Genomic DNA, 14,900 nt, shown 5'->3' with positions numbered 1-14,900 from the left:
GCTCACCGCGGGTGAGCCTGCGTGCCCGAGTGTCTACAGGCGTGAGCGAGCCGATCCTCCCGACCGAACTGACTCCCCGACGGGTGCGGCGCCTGGCCGTGCTCGGTGACTCCACCGCCGTGGGCCTCGGCGACCCCGTGCCCGGCCGCGGCTGGCGCGGCGTCGGCCCGTTCGTGGCACAGGCGCTGGCCGTGCCCGCGGACGGCTACCTGAACGCGGCCGTCACCGGTGCCCGGATGCGCTGCGTGCGCTACGACCAGCTGCCCGCCGCCGTCGCGCACCGGCCCGACGTGGCGCTGGTGATCGTCGGCATGAACGACACCCTGCGCTCGGACTTCGACCCGGTCGACATGGCGGCCGACCTCGACCACGTCGTCACCACCCTGCGCGCGCTGGGCACGGTGGTGGTGCCGGTGCGCTTCCACGACCACGGCAAGGTGTTCCGGCTGCCCGGGCCGCTGTACCGGGCGCTGAAGGCCCGCATCGACGAGCTGAACGCCGCGATCGACGGCGTGGTGCGCCACCACGGCGTGCCGTGCCTGGACCTGGGCAGCATGCCCGGCGCCTACGACCTGTCGGCGTGGAGCGTGGACCGGCTGCACCCCTCGGAGCTGGGGCACCGGATGCTCGCCGCCGGGCTGACGGGGCTGCTCGCGGCGGCCGGCATCGCGGTCGCCGAGCCGGTGAGCCTGGTGTGCTCCGGCGGGATCCGGCCGCGGACGGTCGACCACGTCGGCTGGCTCGTGGTGAAGGGCCTCCCGTGGCTGTGGCGGCGGGGCCGGGACCTGCTGCCGTACGCGGCGGGCATTCTGGCCGCGTCGGCGAAGGAGACGTACCTCGCCTGGCGCGACGGCCAGATCGTCGAGGTGCCGGAGCCCGCCGAGCTGCCCGCGGTGAGCCCGCAGGCGTGAAGGGTTTGTCGGACCTGCCGACTAACGTGGAAGGGTGCAGGACGAACTCTTCACCGTGAACCCGGATCTCGAGCGCCCCGACCCGGTGGAGGCGCCACGGGAGCCGTCCGCGCCGCCGCCGGGCAGCCCGCTCGCGGTGCGGATGCGGCCGCGGACGCTGGACGAGGTGGTGGGCCAGCAGCACCTGCTGCGCGAGGGCGCGCCGCTGCGGCGGCTCGTCGAAGGCGCGGCCCCGGCGTCGGTCCTGCTCTACGGGCCGCCCGGCACGGGCAAGACCACGCTGGCCAACCTCGTCTCCACCGCCACCGGCCGGCGGTTCGTGGCGCTGTCGGCGCTTTCGGCCGGGGTCAAGGAAGTGCGCGGGGTCATCGAAGAGGCCCGGCGCCGCCGGCTGTACAACGCGGAGAACACCGTGCTGTTCATCGACGAGGTGCACCGGTTCTCCAAGACCCAGCAGGACGCGCTGCTGGGCGCGGTCGAGGACCGCACGGTGCTGCTGGTGGCCGCCACCACGGAGAACCCGTCGTTCTCGGTCGTCTCGCCGCTGCTGTCGCGCTCGCTGGTGCTGCAGCTGCGGCCGCTGACCGACGACGACGTGCGCGAGCTGATCACCCGGGCGCTGACCGACGAGCGCGGGCTCGGCGGTGAGCTGGAGCTCACCGAGGAGGCCCGGGAACACCTGGTGCGCCTCGCCTCCGGGGACGCCCGCCGGGCGCTGACCGCGCTGGAGGCGGCCGCGGACGCGGCGGCGGCCACCGAGCACCGCACCATCGACCTCGCCACCGTCGAGTCCACTGTGGACAAGGCGGCGGTGCGCTACGACCGCGACGGCGACCAGCACTACGACGTCATCAGCGCGTTCATCAAGTCCATCCGCGGGTCCGATGTGGACGCCGCGCTGCACTACCTGGCGCGGATGATCGAGGCGGGGGAGGACCCGCGGTTCCTCGCCCGCAGGCTCGTCGTGCACGCGAGCGAGGACATCGGGCTGGCCGACCCCACGGCGCTGCAGGCCGCCGTCGCCGCCGCGCACGCCGTGCAGTTCATCGGCATGCCCGAAGGCCGTCTCGCGCTCGCCCAGGCCACGATCCACCTGGCCACGGCGCCGAAGTCGAACGCCGTGGTGACGGGCATCGACAGCGCGCTGGCCGACGTGCGGGCCGGGCGGATCGGCACCGTCCCGCCGCACCTGCGCGACGGGCACTACGCGGGCGCGGCCAAGCTCGGCAACGCCCAGGGCTACCGGTACCCGCACGACGTGCCGGAAGGGGTGCTGCCGCAGCAGTACCCGCCGGACGAGCTGGTCGGCCGGGACTACTACCAGCCGACGCAGCGCGGCGCCGAGCGCACGCTCGCCGACCGGGTGCCGAAGCTGCGCCGGACGGTGCGGGGCGAGTGAGCCGTTTGCGCGTGGCGTGCGGAGGGAAAGCCGGGTCTCGAACCACGAGCGAGGAGGACTGCGCATGACCGGGACCACTGTCGCCGTGCTCGGCACCGGGATCATGGGCGGCCCGATGGCGGCGAACCTCGCCGCCGCGGGCCTGACCGTGCGGGCGTGGAACCGCAGCCGGGAGAAGGCCGAGCTGCTCGCCGGGCGCGGCGTCGAGGTCGTCGATGAGCCCCGGGAAGCCGTGGCGGACGCCGACTTCGTGCTCACGATGCTCTCCGACGGGCCCGCCGTGCACGAGGTCGCCGAGCGCGCGCTGACCGGCAGTCCGGTGTGGATCCAGGCCAGCACCGTCGGCGTGGAGTGGACCGGAAAGCTCGCCGCGCTCGCCGAAAAGGCCGGTGTCGCCTTCGTCGACGCGCCCGTGCTGGGCACCAAACAGCCCGCCGAGCAGGGCAAACTCGTCGTGCTCGCCTCCGGCCCTGAGGAACAGCGTGAGCGTTGCGCCCCGGTGTTCGACGCGATCGGCGCCCGTACGCTCTGGCTCGGCCCGGCGGGCAACGGCAGCAGGCTCAAGCTGGTCGCCAACGCGTGGGTGCTCGCGCTGACCAACGCGACCGCCGAGAGCGTGGCCCTCGCGCAACAGCTGGGCCTGGACCCGAAGCTGTTCCTCGACGCCATTTCCGGCGGTGCGCTCGATTCGCCGTACGCGCACGCGAAGGGCGGCGCGATGATCTCCGGCGAGTTCCCCCTGTCCTTCTCGGCCGAGCACGCCGCCAAGGACGCGCGGCTGGTCCTCGACGCCGCAGGCCCGCTCGACCTCGGCAGCGTGCGCGCGGCGCTCGCGCACCTGGAGGCCGCGATCGAGGCCGGGCACGGCGAACAGGACATGGCGGTGCTGCACCGCGGCACGCGGCAGGGGTAGCCCTGCCGGGGCGGGGGCCGCACGGTAGCCTGACCGGCATTCACGCCGTTGCTTGAAGGAGGGCCTGTGTCGGCAGGGCAGATCGCCGCGCTGATCGCCGCTGGTGCATTCGTGCTGTTGGTGCTGCTGCTGGCGGTCCCGCTGCTCAAGCTCGGCCGGACGCTGGACGAGGCCACCGTCGCCATCCGCAAGGCGCACGAGAACTCCGACCCGATCCTGCTGGGCGCCAACGAGACGATCACCCACGTCAACACCCAGCTCGAGCGGGTCGACGGGATCACCTCGAACGCGCAGGCGGTCAGCGGCAACGTCTCGGCGCTCTCGTCGGTCTTCACCGCGACGCTGGGCGGCCCGCTGGTCAAGACCGCCGCGCTGTCCTACGGCGTGAGCAAGGCCATTCGTGCCCGCCGCAAGGCCAAGGGCGACGCCGAGGGCCGCCACTCGCGCCGCGGCCGCAAGGGGAGCAACCGGTCATGAAGCGGCTATTCTGGCTGGGGGTGGGTGTCGCGGCCGGTGTCGCGGCCACCCGCAAGGCGGGCCGGACGGTTCGCCAGGCCACGCCCGCCGGGCTGGCCTCGAACCTCGGTGACGCCGTGCAGGAGCTGGCCGGCGCGATCGGGTCGTTCGGCGCCGACATCCGCGCCGGGATGACCGAGCGGGAGCAGGAGTTGCGGGACATGGTGGAGCAGCGGTCGGGCGTGCCGGCCGCGCGCCCGTCCGACGGGCGGCACGCGGTGCGCCCGCGCCCGGCGCGAGCGCGCCGGGCGGAGAGCTGACCTTCCCGCGCGCTCTCCGCCGTCGCCGCACCCCGAACCTCCCGGCGCGGCGCACCAGCGCCTGCCGCCCCGGCCTCAAGGAAAAAACCAGTGGAAACACACGAGATCAGCAAGCGGTTCCTCGAGCACTTCGAGCGCAACGGCCACAGCAGGGTGCCCAGCGCGTCCCTCATCCTCGACGACCCGACGCTGCTGTTCGTCAACGCGGGCATGGTGCAGTTCAAGCCGTACTTCCTCGGTGAGGTCCCGCCGCCGTTCCCGCGCGCCACCAGCATTCAGAAGTGCGTGCGCACCGGCGACATCGACGAGGTCGGCAAGACCACCCGGCACAACACGTTCTTCCAGATGGCCGGGAACTTCTCCTTCGGCGACTACTTCAAGGAAGGCGCCATCTCCCTGGCGTGGGAGTTCATCACGAAGCCGCAGGCCGAAGGCGGCCTCGGACTCGACCCGTCCCGGCTGTGGGCCACGGTCTACGAGCACGACGCGGAGACCACCGCGCTGTGGCGCAAGGCCACCGACATCCCCGAGTCCCGCATCCAGGTCCGCGGCGCCGAGGACAACTACTGGGACATGGGCGTGCCCGGCCCGGGCGGTCCCTGCTCCGAGATCTACTACGACCGGGGTCCCGAGCACGGCCGCGAGGGCGGCCCGGCGATGGACGAGGACCGGTACCTGGAGATCTGGAACCTCGTCTTCATGCAGGACGTGCGCGGCGACGTGAGCCCCAAGAAGGGCGGGCAGGTCGTCGGCGAGCTGCCGAAGAAGAACATCGACACCGGCATGGGCATCGAGCGGGTCGCGTACCTGCTGCAGGGCGTCGAGAACGTCTACGAGACCGACCTGGTGCGCCCGGTCATCGCCAAGGCCGAGGAGTTCTCCGGCCGCCGCTACGGCGCGAACCACATCGACGACGTGCGCTTCCGCGTCATCGCCGACCACGCCCGTTCCGGCGTGATGCTGATCGGCGACGGCGTCACCCCGGGCAACGAGGCGCGCGGCTACGTGCTGCGCCGCCTGCTGCGCCGCATCGTGCGGTCGGTCCGGCTGCTCGGCGTGCACGAGCCGGTGCTGCCGGAGTTCGCCGCGGTGGTGCGCGACGCGATGGCGCCGTCGTACCCGGAGATCGCGCGGGACTTCGACCGGATCAGAGAGGTCGTGCGGGTCGAGGAGGAGACGTTCCTGCAGACCCTCACCAGCGGGTCGCGGATCTTCGACCTGGCGGCGGAGGAGACGAAGAAGGCGGGCGGCAACGTCCTGGCCGGCGACCGCGCCTTCCAGCTGCACGACACCTACGGCTTCCCGATCGACCTGACCCTGGAGATGGCCTCCGAGCAGGGCCTGGAGGTCGACGAGGACGGTTTCCGCACGCTGATGGAGGAGCAGCGCCAGCGCGCCAAGGCGGACGCGGCGGCCCGCAAGAAGGGCCACGGCGACCTGTCGGTGTACCGGGAGCTGCTGGAGCGCCACGGCGAGACGGACTTCCTCGGCTACACCGACCTGCAGGCGAGTGCGAAGGTCATCGGCCTGCTCAAGGACGGGCAGGGCGTGCGCAGCGTCCGCGCCGGTGACAAGGCCGAGCTGGTGCTGGACCGCACCCCGTTCTACGCCGAGAGCGGCGGCCAGGTCGCCGACACCGGTGTGCTCGTCGGGAACGGCGGCGAGGCGAAGGTCCTCGACGTGCAGAAGATCGTGCCGGGCCTGTGGGTGCACCGGGTCGAGGTCACCGAGGGCGAGATCGGGCTGGACACCGAGGTCACCGGCTCGGTCGACGAGACCCGCCGAGGCTCCATCGCGCGCTCGCACTCGGCCACGCACCTCGTGCACGCGGCCGTGCGCGGCGCCTACGGCAGGCGCGCGGCGCAGGCGGGCTCGCTGAACTCGCCGGGCCGCATGCGGTTCGACTTCACCACGCCGGGGCCGGTGTCCGCCGACGTGCTCACCGAGGTCGAGGAGGAGGTCAACGACTACCTCCAGAACGACGTCGAGGTGCAGACCTACGTCACCACCAAGGACAAGGCGCTCGAACTGGGCGCGGTCGCGCTGTTCGGCGAGAAGTACGGCAACGACGTGCGCGTGGTCGACATGGGCGACTACTCGCGTGAGCTGTGCGGTGGCACGCACGTGGGCCGCATCGGCGAGCTGGGCCTGGTCAAGCTCGTCGGCGACTCGTCCATCGGCTCGGGCGTGCACCGCGTCGAGGCGCTGGTGGGCACCGACGCGCTCAAGCACGTGCGCAAGGAGCAGCTGCTGGTCTCGCAGCTGGCGAGCACCTTCAAGGTGCCCAGCGACCAGCTGCCGTCCCGGATCGACGACGTGCTGACCCGGCTGCGCAACGCCGAGAAGGAGATCCAGCAGCTGCGCACCCAGCAGGTGCTCGGCTCGGCGGGCTCGCTCGCGGACAAGGCACAGGACGTCAACGGTGTGGCCCTGGTCGCGGAGCGGCTCGACGGCGACATCGACGCGGGCGCGCTGCGGTCGCTGGCGGGCGAGGTGCGCGCCCGGCTGGGTTCACGTCCGGGCATCGTCGCGTTGTTCGCGCCGCAGGGCGAGAAGCTGAGCTTCGTGGTGGCCACCACCGCCGAGGCCCGCGACAAGGGCTTCGCGGCGGGCAAGCTGGTGCCCTCGTTCGCGGCCGCGATCGGCGGCCGCGGCGGCGGCAAGCCGGACATGGCCCAGGGCGGCGGCACCGACCCCGCCGGGATCGGGCAGGCGATCGCCGCGCTGCGGGCCGCGGTCGCCGCCGGGTGACGGCCCCCGCCGCGGACCGGCCCGGGGAGTCCGATCCCGGGGCCGGCCGCCGCCTCGCGGTGGACGTCGGCTCGGTCCGGGTGGGGGTCGCGCTCAGCGATCCCGCCCCCGTGCTCGCGTCCCCGCTCGTTACCCTGGCCCGTGATGAGCACAGCGACAGCGACGTGCACCAGCTCGCCCGGTTCGTCACCGAGCACGAGGTGGTGGAGGTGATCGTGGGGCTGCCCAGGACGCTCGCGGACCGGCACGGCCCGGCCGCGCAGACCGCCGTTGCCTACGCCGGAAAGCTCGCCGCGATGATCACTCCGGTCCCGGTACGGTTGGCCGACGAACGCTTGACCACGGTCAGCGCTGCCCGCATGCTGTCGCAGCGCGGCGTGAAGGGACGCAAGCAGCGCGCGGTGGTGGACCAGGCCGCCGCGGTGGAAATCCTGCAGGGCTGGCTGGACGGCCGGGCTGCCTACCTTGCTCGGGAGGGGCGATCGTGAGCCACGAGCTTCCGCCGCTCCCGCCCGGGGGCCGCAGGCGCCGCCCCGGCCCGCCGCCGCCCCCGCCGCAACGCAACCAGCCACCGCGCCACGCCCGTCCCGTGCCGCAGGAGCGGCCGGTGCCCCAGGAGCGCTCGCTCCCGCGCGAGCGGTCGATGCCGCCGGAGCGCCTGCGGCCGCAGGAACGGCCGATGCCGCCCGAGCCGCCGCCGGTGCGGCGCCCGCCGGTCGGCCGCCCGCGGGGGTACGACTCCGGCCTCGACCTGTTCGACGACCGCCCCGAGCCGCCGCGCCGGCTGCCGCCCCGGCCGAGGCAGATCCCGCCGGACGACAGCCCCACCGACGTCATCCCCGTCGAGGACTACGACTTCTACGAGGACGAAGAGGACTACGCCGAGGACTACGAGGACGAAGAGGGCTACGAGGACGACTACGCCGAGGACGACCGGGCGGAGCCGGAGTACCTCGAACCGCCGGAGGACGCCGGCGAGCCGCCGCGGCGTACCAAGCGGGGGCGCAAGCTGTTCCGCTGGGTGGCCGCCCTCGCGGTGATCGCGCTCATCGGCGGCGGCGCCTGGTACGGCATCGACCAGGTCTTCGGCTACGACGACTACGACGGTTCCGGCGACTCCGACGTCCTCGTCGAGATCGGCCAGGGCGACTCGACGAACGCCATCGGCAGCGAGCTGACGAAGGCCGGCGTGGTCGCGAGCGCGAAGGCGTTCGTCAAGGCCAGCGAGGACAACTCGAAGGTGCTGAGCCTGCAGCCGGGCTACTACGTCATGAAGACGAAGATGTCCGGCGCGGCGGCGGTCGCGAAGCTGACGTCCGCGCAGGCCCGCGTGGGCGTGCTGCAGGTGCGCGCGGGCACGCAGCTCGACGACGTCACCCAGCCCGACGGCTCGGTGACGCCGGGCGTGTTCAGCCTGCTGTCGAAGGCGTCGTGCGCGGACCTGAACGGGCAGAGCACGTGCGTGTCGCCCGACGAGCTGCGCAAGACCGCGGCGACGGCCGACCTCGCCGCGATGGGCGTGCCCGACTGGGCGGCCTCCGTCGCGGCCAAGGGCACCGACGCGCGGCGCATCGAGGGTCTGGTCGCGCCCGGCGTGTACGACGTGAAGCCCGGCTGGAACGCGCAGGACCTGCTCGGGTTCGTGCTCAAGAGCTCGGCGACGAAGATCCAGTCCGCGGGGCTGGCGGCGTCCTCGTCGGTGCAGGGGGAGAACCCGTACCAGATCCTGACCATCGCCTCGCTCGTGGAGCGCGAGGGCGTGAGCCAGGATTTCGGGAAGATCTCCCGCGTCATCTACAACCGGCTCGCGCAGAACCAGCGGCTGCAGCTGGACTCGACGGTGAACTACCTGCTCGACAAGCCGGTCGTGACCACCACCGACGCCGACCGCCAGCGTCCCGGCGTCTACAACACCTACTTCGTGACGGGCCTGCCACCGACGCCGATCGGCTCGCCGAGCTCCGACGCGATCGCGGCCGCGCTGAAGCCCACGGAGGGCAACTGGCTGTTCTTCGTCAAGTGCGAGAAGAACGGGCTGTCCTGCTTCGCTTCCACGCTGGCCGAGCACAACCAGAACAAGGACCTCGCGAGGCAGCGTGGCGCGTACTAGAGCAGCCGTGCTGGGCAAACCGGTCGCGCACTCGCTCTCGCCCGTCCTGCACGAGGCCGCCTACCGCGCGCTCGGCCTGCCCGGCTGGAGCTACGAGCGGATCGAGGTGGACGCCGCGGGGCTGCCGGGGTTCGTGTCCGGGCTCGGGCCGGAGTGGGCCGGGCTGTCGGTGACGATGCCGGGCAAGCGGGCCGCACTGGAGTTCGCGGCGCGGGCGAGCCCGCGCGCGGTCGCGGCGGGAGCGGCGAACACCCTGGTGCCACGGGATTCGGGCTGGTTCGCCGACTGCACGGACGTCGACGGCGTGGTGGGCGCGTTGTGCGGGGCGGGCGGTTTCGCCGCCGGGGCGGGCTCGACGGGAGTGGTCCTCGGCGCGGGCGGCACAGCGGCCGCGGCCGTGGTGGCGTTCGCCGAGCTGGGCGTGACCCGCGTGCGGCTCGTGGTGCGCGACCCCGCGCGGGCGGGGGAAGCGGTGGCCGCGGCGGAGCGCGCCGGTGTCGGGGCCGAGGTGCTCACTTGGTCCGAAGTGGACTTCGGCAAGCTCGTCGCGGACGTGTCCGTGCTGGTGAACACCGTGCCCCCGGCGGCGGTGGTGGACGTGGCGGCGGAGCTCGCGGCCGCGCCGTGCCTGCTCGACGTGATCTACCACCCGTGGCCGACGCCGCTGGCCGAAGCGGCGGCCGCCCGCGGCGGGCGGATCGCCACCGGGCTGGACATGTTGCTGCACCAGGCTTTCGGGCAGGTCGAGCACTTCACCGGCCACCCGGCTCCCCGCGCCGAGATGCGGGCCGCCCTGCGCGAGGCGACCGGCAGCGTGCTGCCGCTGCCCATCGCCTGAACCGTGCGGGTACCGTCGAGCGGGTGAAGATCGCCATCCTCGACGACTACCAGGACGTGGCCCGGGACTTCGCCGACTGGGACTCCCTCGGCGCGGAGCTCGACGTGGTCACCTCGTACCTCGGCGACCAGGACGAGCTGGTGCGGCGCCTGGCCGGAGCCGAGGTGGTGGTGGCCATGCGCGAGCGCACCCGGTTCCCCGCCGAGCTGCTCGCCCGGCTGACCGACCTCAAGCTGCTGGTCAGCACCGGACAGCGCAACGCCGCGATCGACCTGAAGGCCGCCGAGGAGCACGGCATCGTCGTCTGCGGTACGGGCTACCTCTCGCACCCGACGGCGGAGCACACGTGGGCGCTGATCCTCGCGGCTTGCCGGCACCTCGGTACCGAGCTGCCCGCGATGCGCGAAGGCCGCTGGCAGAGCACCGTCGGCGTCCCGCTGCACGGCCGGACGCTGGGCCTGCTCGGGCTGGGCCGCCTCGGGTCCCGGGTCGCGAAGGTCGGGCAGGCGTTCGGCATGGAGACGATCGCCTGGAGCCAGAACCTCACCCCCGAGCGCGCCGCGGAACACGGTGTGACGGCGGTGGCGAAGGAGGAGTTGTTCGCCCGCGCAGACGTGCTGTCGGTGCACCTCGTGCTCAGCAAGCGCACCCGCGGTCTGGTCGGGGCGGCCGAGCTGGCGCTGATGAAGCCGGACGCGTTGCTGGTCAACACTTCGCGCGGCCCCATCGTCGACGAGACCGCGCTGCTGGACGTCTTGCGCCGCAAGGAGATCGGCGGGGCGGCGCTCGACGTGTTCGACGTCGAACCGCTTCCCGCCGACCATCCGTTGCGGACGCTGGACAACGTGACCCTCACCCCGCACCTGGGCTACGTGACCCGGGACGTGTACGAGATCTTCTTCCGCGACGCGGTCGAGGACATCGCCGCCTGGCGGGCAGGCAGCCCGGTGCGGGTGATGAGCGCTACCTGACGATCGTGCCGCTGGAGCTGATCCGGGCCTTGATGTTGTTCGAGAACGACTGCACCTCGCCGTAGACGCCGGGGTAGCCCGGTTCGGCGCAGCCCTGGCCCCAGCTGACGATGCCGACCTCGATCCAGTTGCCGGCCGAGTCCTGCTTCACCATCGGGCCGCCGGAGTCACCCTGGCAGGTGTCCACGCCGCCTTGCGGGTACCCGGCGCACAGCTCGTAGGCGGGCTGCAGGTCGCTGCCGTAGGACTGCTGGCACGACGCGTCCGACACGAACGGCACTCCTGCGTACTTGAGGTAGCGCGACTGGCCGCCGCCCTCGGTGGTGGCGCCCCAGCCCATGATCGTGAAGTTGCCGGTGTTGAGCGACGTCTGCCCCTGCGCGGCGATCGTCAGCAGCGGCGCCGGCGGCGCGGAGGCCAGCTCGATCAGCGCCCAGTCCTGCGCGCCGGTGCTGGCGTACTGCGGGCTGCGGTAGACGTAGGTCGAGCGGATCGACTGGCCGCCGCTGCCCTGCAGGTCCACCTTGCCGATGGTGGCGGTGATGCTCGTGTTGCTGCCCGTGCCGCTGACGCAGTGCGCGGCGGTCAGCACCACCTTCGACGCGACGAGCGCGCCGCCGCAGCCCATCGACAGCCGCACCATCCACGGGAACTGGCCCTGTGCCGCGTTCTGGCCGCCGACGACGAACGGCGTGGCGGCCTGGGCCGAGCCGGTGGCCAGCGTGGCCACCGCTGTCGCGAGCACGCCAAAGCCCACCAGGGCGCGGCGCAACCGGGAAAAGCGCATGACGGGAAAACCTCCGCGGGGTCGGGGGACGTGCGCGGAAAAGGCGCAGTGCAGGAAAAACTATCCGCCCTGGTAACCCGTGCGGATCCGACTAAAGTCGCGAAAAAGGAAAGCGGCCCCGAACGGGTCACGCCGTTAGTTCCGCGAGCACCCGATCGGTGAACGGCGGCCAGACCTGCGCCGCCCACGGCCCGAAAGCACGGTCGGTGAGCGCGACGCACGCCACCCGGGCGACCGGATCCACCCAGAGGAAGGTGCCCGACTGGCCGAAATGGCCGAACGTGCGCGGAGAGGACGCCGAACCCGTCCAATGCGGGGTTTTGGAATCACGCAGTTCGAAGCCCAGCCCCCAGTCGTTCGGTTTCTGGTGCCCGAACCCGGGCAGCACGCCGTTGAGCCCCGGGAAGGCGACCTCGGTGGCCGCGCCGAGCGTCACCGGGTCGAGCAGCGTGGGCGCCTGCAGTTCGGCGGCGAACGCGACGAGGTCGCGCAGGCACGAGACGGCACCGGCGGCGGGGGAACCGTCGAGCTTCGTGGCGCCCATGGCCAGCGGCACGAACAGCGCCTCGGACTGGTACTCGGCGAACGGGATTCCGGAGTGCTCGGCGAGCGCGTCCGCCAGCTCCTCGAACCCGGCGTTGGAGTACAGCCGCCGCGTGCCCGGTTCCGCCATCGCGCGGTGCTCGTTGAACGCCAGCCCCGAGGTGTGCGCGAGCAGGTGCCGGATTGTCGAGCCGGGCGGCCCTGCGGGCGTGTCCAGCTCGACGACGCCCTCTTCGATCGCGATGTGCGCGGTGTAGGCGGTCAGCAGCTTGGTGACCGACGCGAGCCGGTACTGCCTTCCGTCGTCGCCGTGGCTTCCCAGCAGCGTGCCGTCGGCGGCCACCACCGCCGCGGCGGCGTTGTCCACCGGCCAGTCCTCGATCCCGCGCAGGCTTTCCACCCCGTCACCCTACGACGACGGCCCGGCGCGGGAATCCGCACCGGGCCGCCGGGGTGAGCGTCAGACCTTGGTGGTGTCGACGACCTCCGCGCCCTCCTCCTCGCGGCCGGGGGTGCGCAGGTTCCACTTCGTGATGACCCAGCGGAACACGAAGTAGTAGATCACCGCGTAGACCAGCCCGATCGGGATCAGCAACCACGCCTTCGCGGCCGCCGGAGCGCTGAAGTTCAGCAGGTAGTCGATCGCTCCCGCGGAGAACGAGAAGCTCAGGTGGATGCCGAGCGCGTTGCAGATCGCCAGCGACAGCCCGGTGAGCACCGCGTGGATCAGGTACAGCGGCCACGCCACGAACATGAACGCGAACTCGATCGGCTCCGTGACACCGGTGAGGAACGAGGTCAGCGCGGCGGCGATCATGATGCCGCCGACCACCTTCTTCTGCTCCGGCCGGGCGGTGTGCCAGATCGCGAGCGCCGCCGCGGGCAGGGCGAACATGAAGATCGGGAAGAAGCCCGTGGTGAACGCGCCCGCGTTCGGGTCACCGTTGAAGAAGTTGGTGATGTCGCCGCCCTTGAAGATGAACCACACCGGCACGTTGATCAGCTGGTGCAGGCCGATCGGCAGGAGCAGGCGGTTGAGCAGGCCGTAGACACCGCCACCGACGATCGGCGCGCCGGTCACCGCGTTGCCCGCGTGCTGGATGACGCTGTCGACGGCGGGGAAGATCAGGCCGAAGATGACACCGAGGACCAGCAGGGCGAGCGCGTTGATGATCGGCACGAACCGGCGGCCGCCGAAGAACGCCAGGTACGGGGGGAGCTTGATGCGGTGGAACCGCTGCCACAGCACCGCCGTCACGAGGCCGACGATCACGCCGCCCAGCACGCTGTAGGGCCACTTGATCGGCTGCAGGTACCAGCCTTCCTTGAAGCCCTCCAGGTCGCTGATCGGCGCGAACACCTGGACGACCTTGTTGAACACGACGAAACCGACGACGGCGGCGACGCCGGTCGACCCGTCGCCCCGGCGGGCGAAGCCGACCGCGATGCCCACCGCGAACAGCAGCGGGAGCCAGTCGAAGAGCCCCCCGCCCGCGGCGGCGAGGACGGCCGCGACCTTCTTGGTCGCGTCCCAGCGGCCGAGCAGGTCGTCCTGCCCGAGCCGGCTCAGCAGGCCGGCGGCCGGCAGCGTGGCGATGGGCAGCATCAGGCTGCGGCCGAAGCGCTGCAGCCCGGCGACACCCCTGCCCTTCCCTCTGGTCGTTCCTTCGGCGGTGGTGGTACTCACGGCATACCTCCGTGTTCGGCGGGGAGTGTCGGGTCCAGATCCATGGTCACCTGGTACCGGTCGCCCCGGTACCAGGAGGTGATGTCCTCGACCGGCTCTCCCTTGGTGGTGGAGATCCGGCGGAACACCAGAAGCGGGTCGCCGGTGCGGATGCCCAGCAACTTCGCGGTTTCCCGGTCCGCCGCTTCGGACCAGACGGTCTGCCTCGCCTGGTCGAAGCGGAGGTCGTAGTGCCGGGCGAGCAGCTCGTACAGGGACTGGGAAAGGTCCAGGTCGAGCAGCCCGGGCACCGGTCCGGGGTGGTACCAGCCGCGTTCGAGCGCGAGCGGCACGCCGTCGGCCCGCCGCAGCCGGGACAGCCGGTAGGCCGCCCGGCCCGCGCCGAGGCCGAGTGCGTTCGCGGTGGGCACCGGCGGCACGTCGACCGCCCGGTCGAGCACGTCGGTGGTGGGTACGAGCCCGCGCCGCCGCATGTCCACGGTGAACGACATGAGGTACAGCTGCAGCTCCATCCGCCGCGCCGCGGTGAAGGTGCCCTTGCCCCGCGCGCGGGTGAGCAGGCCCTCCTCGACCAGCTTCCCGATCGCCGACCGCACGGTGAGCCGCGAGACGCCGTAGCGCTCGGCGAGCTCCCGCTCGGACGGGATGGGGGAGCCGGGCGGCAGCTCCTGCTCGATCGCGCGGCGCAGGATCTCCCGCAGCTGGGCGTGTTTCGGCGTGGGGCCGTCCACCACCCGGTCGGCGGCGACTTCGAGCGTGCCCACGGTCGCCACCTCCCTGTGTTCCGGCTTCGTCACCGGGCTCGCTCCCGGCTCCGAAAGTGGTACGTTCCGGTCTAGACCATTTCTTGATGGGGCAGAATGCTCCGCCTACCGTTGGGGTGTCAACCACCGTTACGGGAACGTGTTCGACGAAGAGAGAAGGAGGCCGCGATGGCCGACGACAGGCCGGAAAAGATCCTCGCGGCGCTCGGTGGCGCCGGGAACATCATCGACATCGAAGGCTGCATCACGCGCCTGCGGTGCGAGCTGGAGGACGGCTCCGTGGTGGACGAGGCGGCGCTGAAGAAGGCCGGTGCCCACGGGGTCATGAAGATGGGGTCGGTCGTGCAGGTCGTGGTGGGCCCGGAGGCCGACACGATCGCCGGGGACATCCAGGACCTGCTGTGACCACGGTCGTGGGGAGCCCGGTGCCGGGCACGGCGGTGCCGATGA

At 72.2% G+C, this 14,900-nt stretch carries 15 protein-coding genes; 11 read left to right on the top strand and 4 right to left on the bottom strand.

The genetic code is table 11. The annotated features are described in order from the left end of the window. Positions 1-41: 41 nt before the first annotated feature. The 10 genes from FHX82_RS32570 to FHX82_RS32525 all read left to right on the top strand — a co-directional run bounded on the left by FHX82_RS32570 (position 42) and on the right by FHX82_RS32525 (position 10,669). Positions 42-911 (top strand): SGNH/GDSL hydrolase family protein, encoded by an 870-nt coding sequence (locus FHX82_RS32570; RefSeq protein ID WP_229880304.1) that lies wholly within the window; start codon positions 42-44, stop codon positions 909-911. A 34-nt stretch (positions 912-945) separates the two neighbouring features. Next, a complete protein-coding gene (locus FHX82_RS32565; protein ID WP_145938461.1) occupies positions 946-2,310 on the top strand; it encodes a replication-associated recombination protein A in 1,365 nt (454 codons plus the stop codon). Positions 2,311-2,326: 16 nt separating this feature from the next. Then, on the top strand, positions 2,327-3,223 hold the full coding sequence (locus FHX82_RS32560) for an NAD(P)-dependent oxidoreductase (protein WP_261377264.1): 897 nt from the start codon (positions 2,327-2,329) through the stop codon (positions 3,221-3,223). Between the two features lie 66 nt (positions 3,224-3,289). After that, entirely contained in the window at positions 3,290-3,700 is a 411-nt protein-coding gene (locus FHX82_RS32555; RefSeq protein WP_145938460.1) for a DUF948 domain-containing protein, read from the top strand. Then, positions 3,697-3,999 (top strand): hypothetical protein, encoded by a 303-nt coding sequence (locus tag FHX82_RS32550; protein ID WP_145938459.1) that lies wholly within the window; start codon positions 3,697-3,699, stop codon positions 3,997-3,999. Before FHX82_RS32555 ends, FHX82_RS32550 begins: the two co-directional genes overlap by 4 nt. A gap of 90 nt (positions 4,000-4,089) precedes the next feature. Next, a complete protein-coding gene (gene alaS, locus FHX82_RS32545) occupies positions 4,090-6,750 on the top strand; it encodes an alanine--tRNA ligase (protein WP_145938458.1) in 2,661 nt (886 codons plus the stop codon). Next, positions 6,747-7,238 (top strand): Holliday junction resolvase RuvX, encoded by a 492-nt coding sequence (gene ruvX, locus FHX82_RS32540; RefSeq protein ID WP_145938457.1) that lies wholly within the window; start codon positions 6,747-6,749, stop codon positions 7,236-7,238. The genes alaS and ruvX overlap by 4 nt, the downstream gene beginning before the upstream one ends. Before the next feature lie 119 nt (positions 7,239-7,357). Further along, positions 7,358-8,860: an endolytic transglycosylase MltG gene (mltG, locus tag FHX82_RS32535; RefSeq protein WP_229880303.1), complete on the top strand. Its 1,503-nt coding sequence runs from the start codon at positions 7,358-7,360 to the stop codon at positions 8,858-8,860. A gap of 7 nt (positions 8,861-8,867) precedes the next feature. Beyond that, positions 8,868-9,698 (top strand): shikimate dehydrogenase, encoded by an 831-nt coding sequence (locus FHX82_RS32530; RefSeq protein ID WP_145933926.1) that lies wholly within the window; start codon positions 8,868-8,870, stop codon positions 9,696-9,698. Positions 9,699-9,721: 23 nt separating this feature from the next. Then, positions 9,722-10,669, top strand: a complete 948-nt coding sequence (locus tag FHX82_RS32525; RefSeq protein ID WP_145933925.1) for a D-2-hydroxyacid dehydrogenase family protein — start codon at positions 9,722-9,724, stop codon at positions 10,667-10,669. On the opposite strand, the gene FHX82_RS32520 is transcribed toward FHX82_RS32525, so the two are convergent. The 4 genes from FHX82_RS32520 to FHX82_RS32505 all read right to left on the bottom strand — a co-directional run bounded on the left by FHX82_RS32520 (position 10,662) and on the right by FHX82_RS32505 (position 14,450). Beyond that, a complete protein-coding gene (locus tag FHX82_RS32520; protein ID WP_145933924.1) occupies positions 10,662-11,456 on the bottom strand; it encodes a S1 family peptidase in 795 nt (264 codons plus the stop codon). The genes FHX82_RS32525 and FHX82_RS32520 overlap by 8 nt on opposite strands. 127 nt (positions 11,457-11,583) lie before the next feature. Continuing rightward, positions 11,584-12,399: a serine hydrolase domain-containing protein gene (locus FHX82_RS32515; RefSeq protein WP_145933923.1), complete on the bottom strand. Its 816-nt coding sequence runs from the start codon at positions 12,397-12,399 to the stop codon at positions 11,584-11,586. Positions 12,400-12,459: 60 nt separating this feature from the next. Beyond that, positions 12,460-13,686, bottom strand: coding sequence for a PTS transporter subunit EIIC (locus FHX82_RS32510; RefSeq protein WP_145933922.1), 1,227 nt, complete (start codon positions 13,684-13,686; stop codon positions 12,460-12,462). Continuing rightward, positions 13,683-14,450 carry a GntR family transcriptional regulator gene (locus FHX82_RS32505; protein WP_145933921.1) on the bottom strand — a complete coding sequence of 256 codons (768 nt, stop codon included), beginning with the start codon at positions 14,448-14,450 and terminating at the stop codon, positions 13,683-13,685. Before FHX82_RS32505 ends, FHX82_RS32510 begins: the two co-directional genes overlap by 4 nt. Before the next feature lie 168 nt (positions 14,451-14,618). Here FHX82_RS32505 and FHX82_RS32500 point away from each other — a divergent pair, with 168 nt between their 5' ends. Further along, positions 14,619-14,855 carry a PTS sugar transporter subunit IIB gene (locus FHX82_RS32500; protein WP_145933920.1) on the top strand — a complete coding sequence of 79 codons (237 nt, stop codon included), beginning with the start codon at positions 14,619-14,621 and terminating at the stop codon, positions 14,853-14,855. Positions 14,856-14,900 lie beyond the last annotated feature (45 nt).

Origin of the sequence: Amycolatopsis bartoniae (assembly GCF_014191255.1) — a bacterium.
Classification (GTDB): domain Bacteria; phylum Actinomycetota; class Actinomycetes; order Mycobacteriales; family Pseudonocardiaceae; genus Amycolatopsis_E; species Amycolatopsis_E bartoniae.
Note: the sequence above shows the minus strand (reverse complement) of the source record. Positions and strands in the feature narration are given on the sequence as shown.

Bases quoted from the DNA above. Each gene is read 5' to 3' on its own strand.
- FHX82_RS32550 (WP_145938459.1), top strand. From the start codon at position 3,697: ATGAAGCGGCTATTCTGGCTGGGGGTGGGTGTCGCGGCCGGTGTCGCG.
- FHX82_RS32520 (WP_145933924.1), bottom strand. From the start codon at position 11,456: ATGCGCTTTTCCCGGTTGCGCCGCGCCCTGGTGGGCTTTGGCGTGCTC.
- FHX82_RS32500 (WP_145933920.1), top strand. From the start codon at position 14,619: ATGGCCGACGACAGGCCGGAAAAGATCCTCGCGGCGCTCGGTGGCGCC.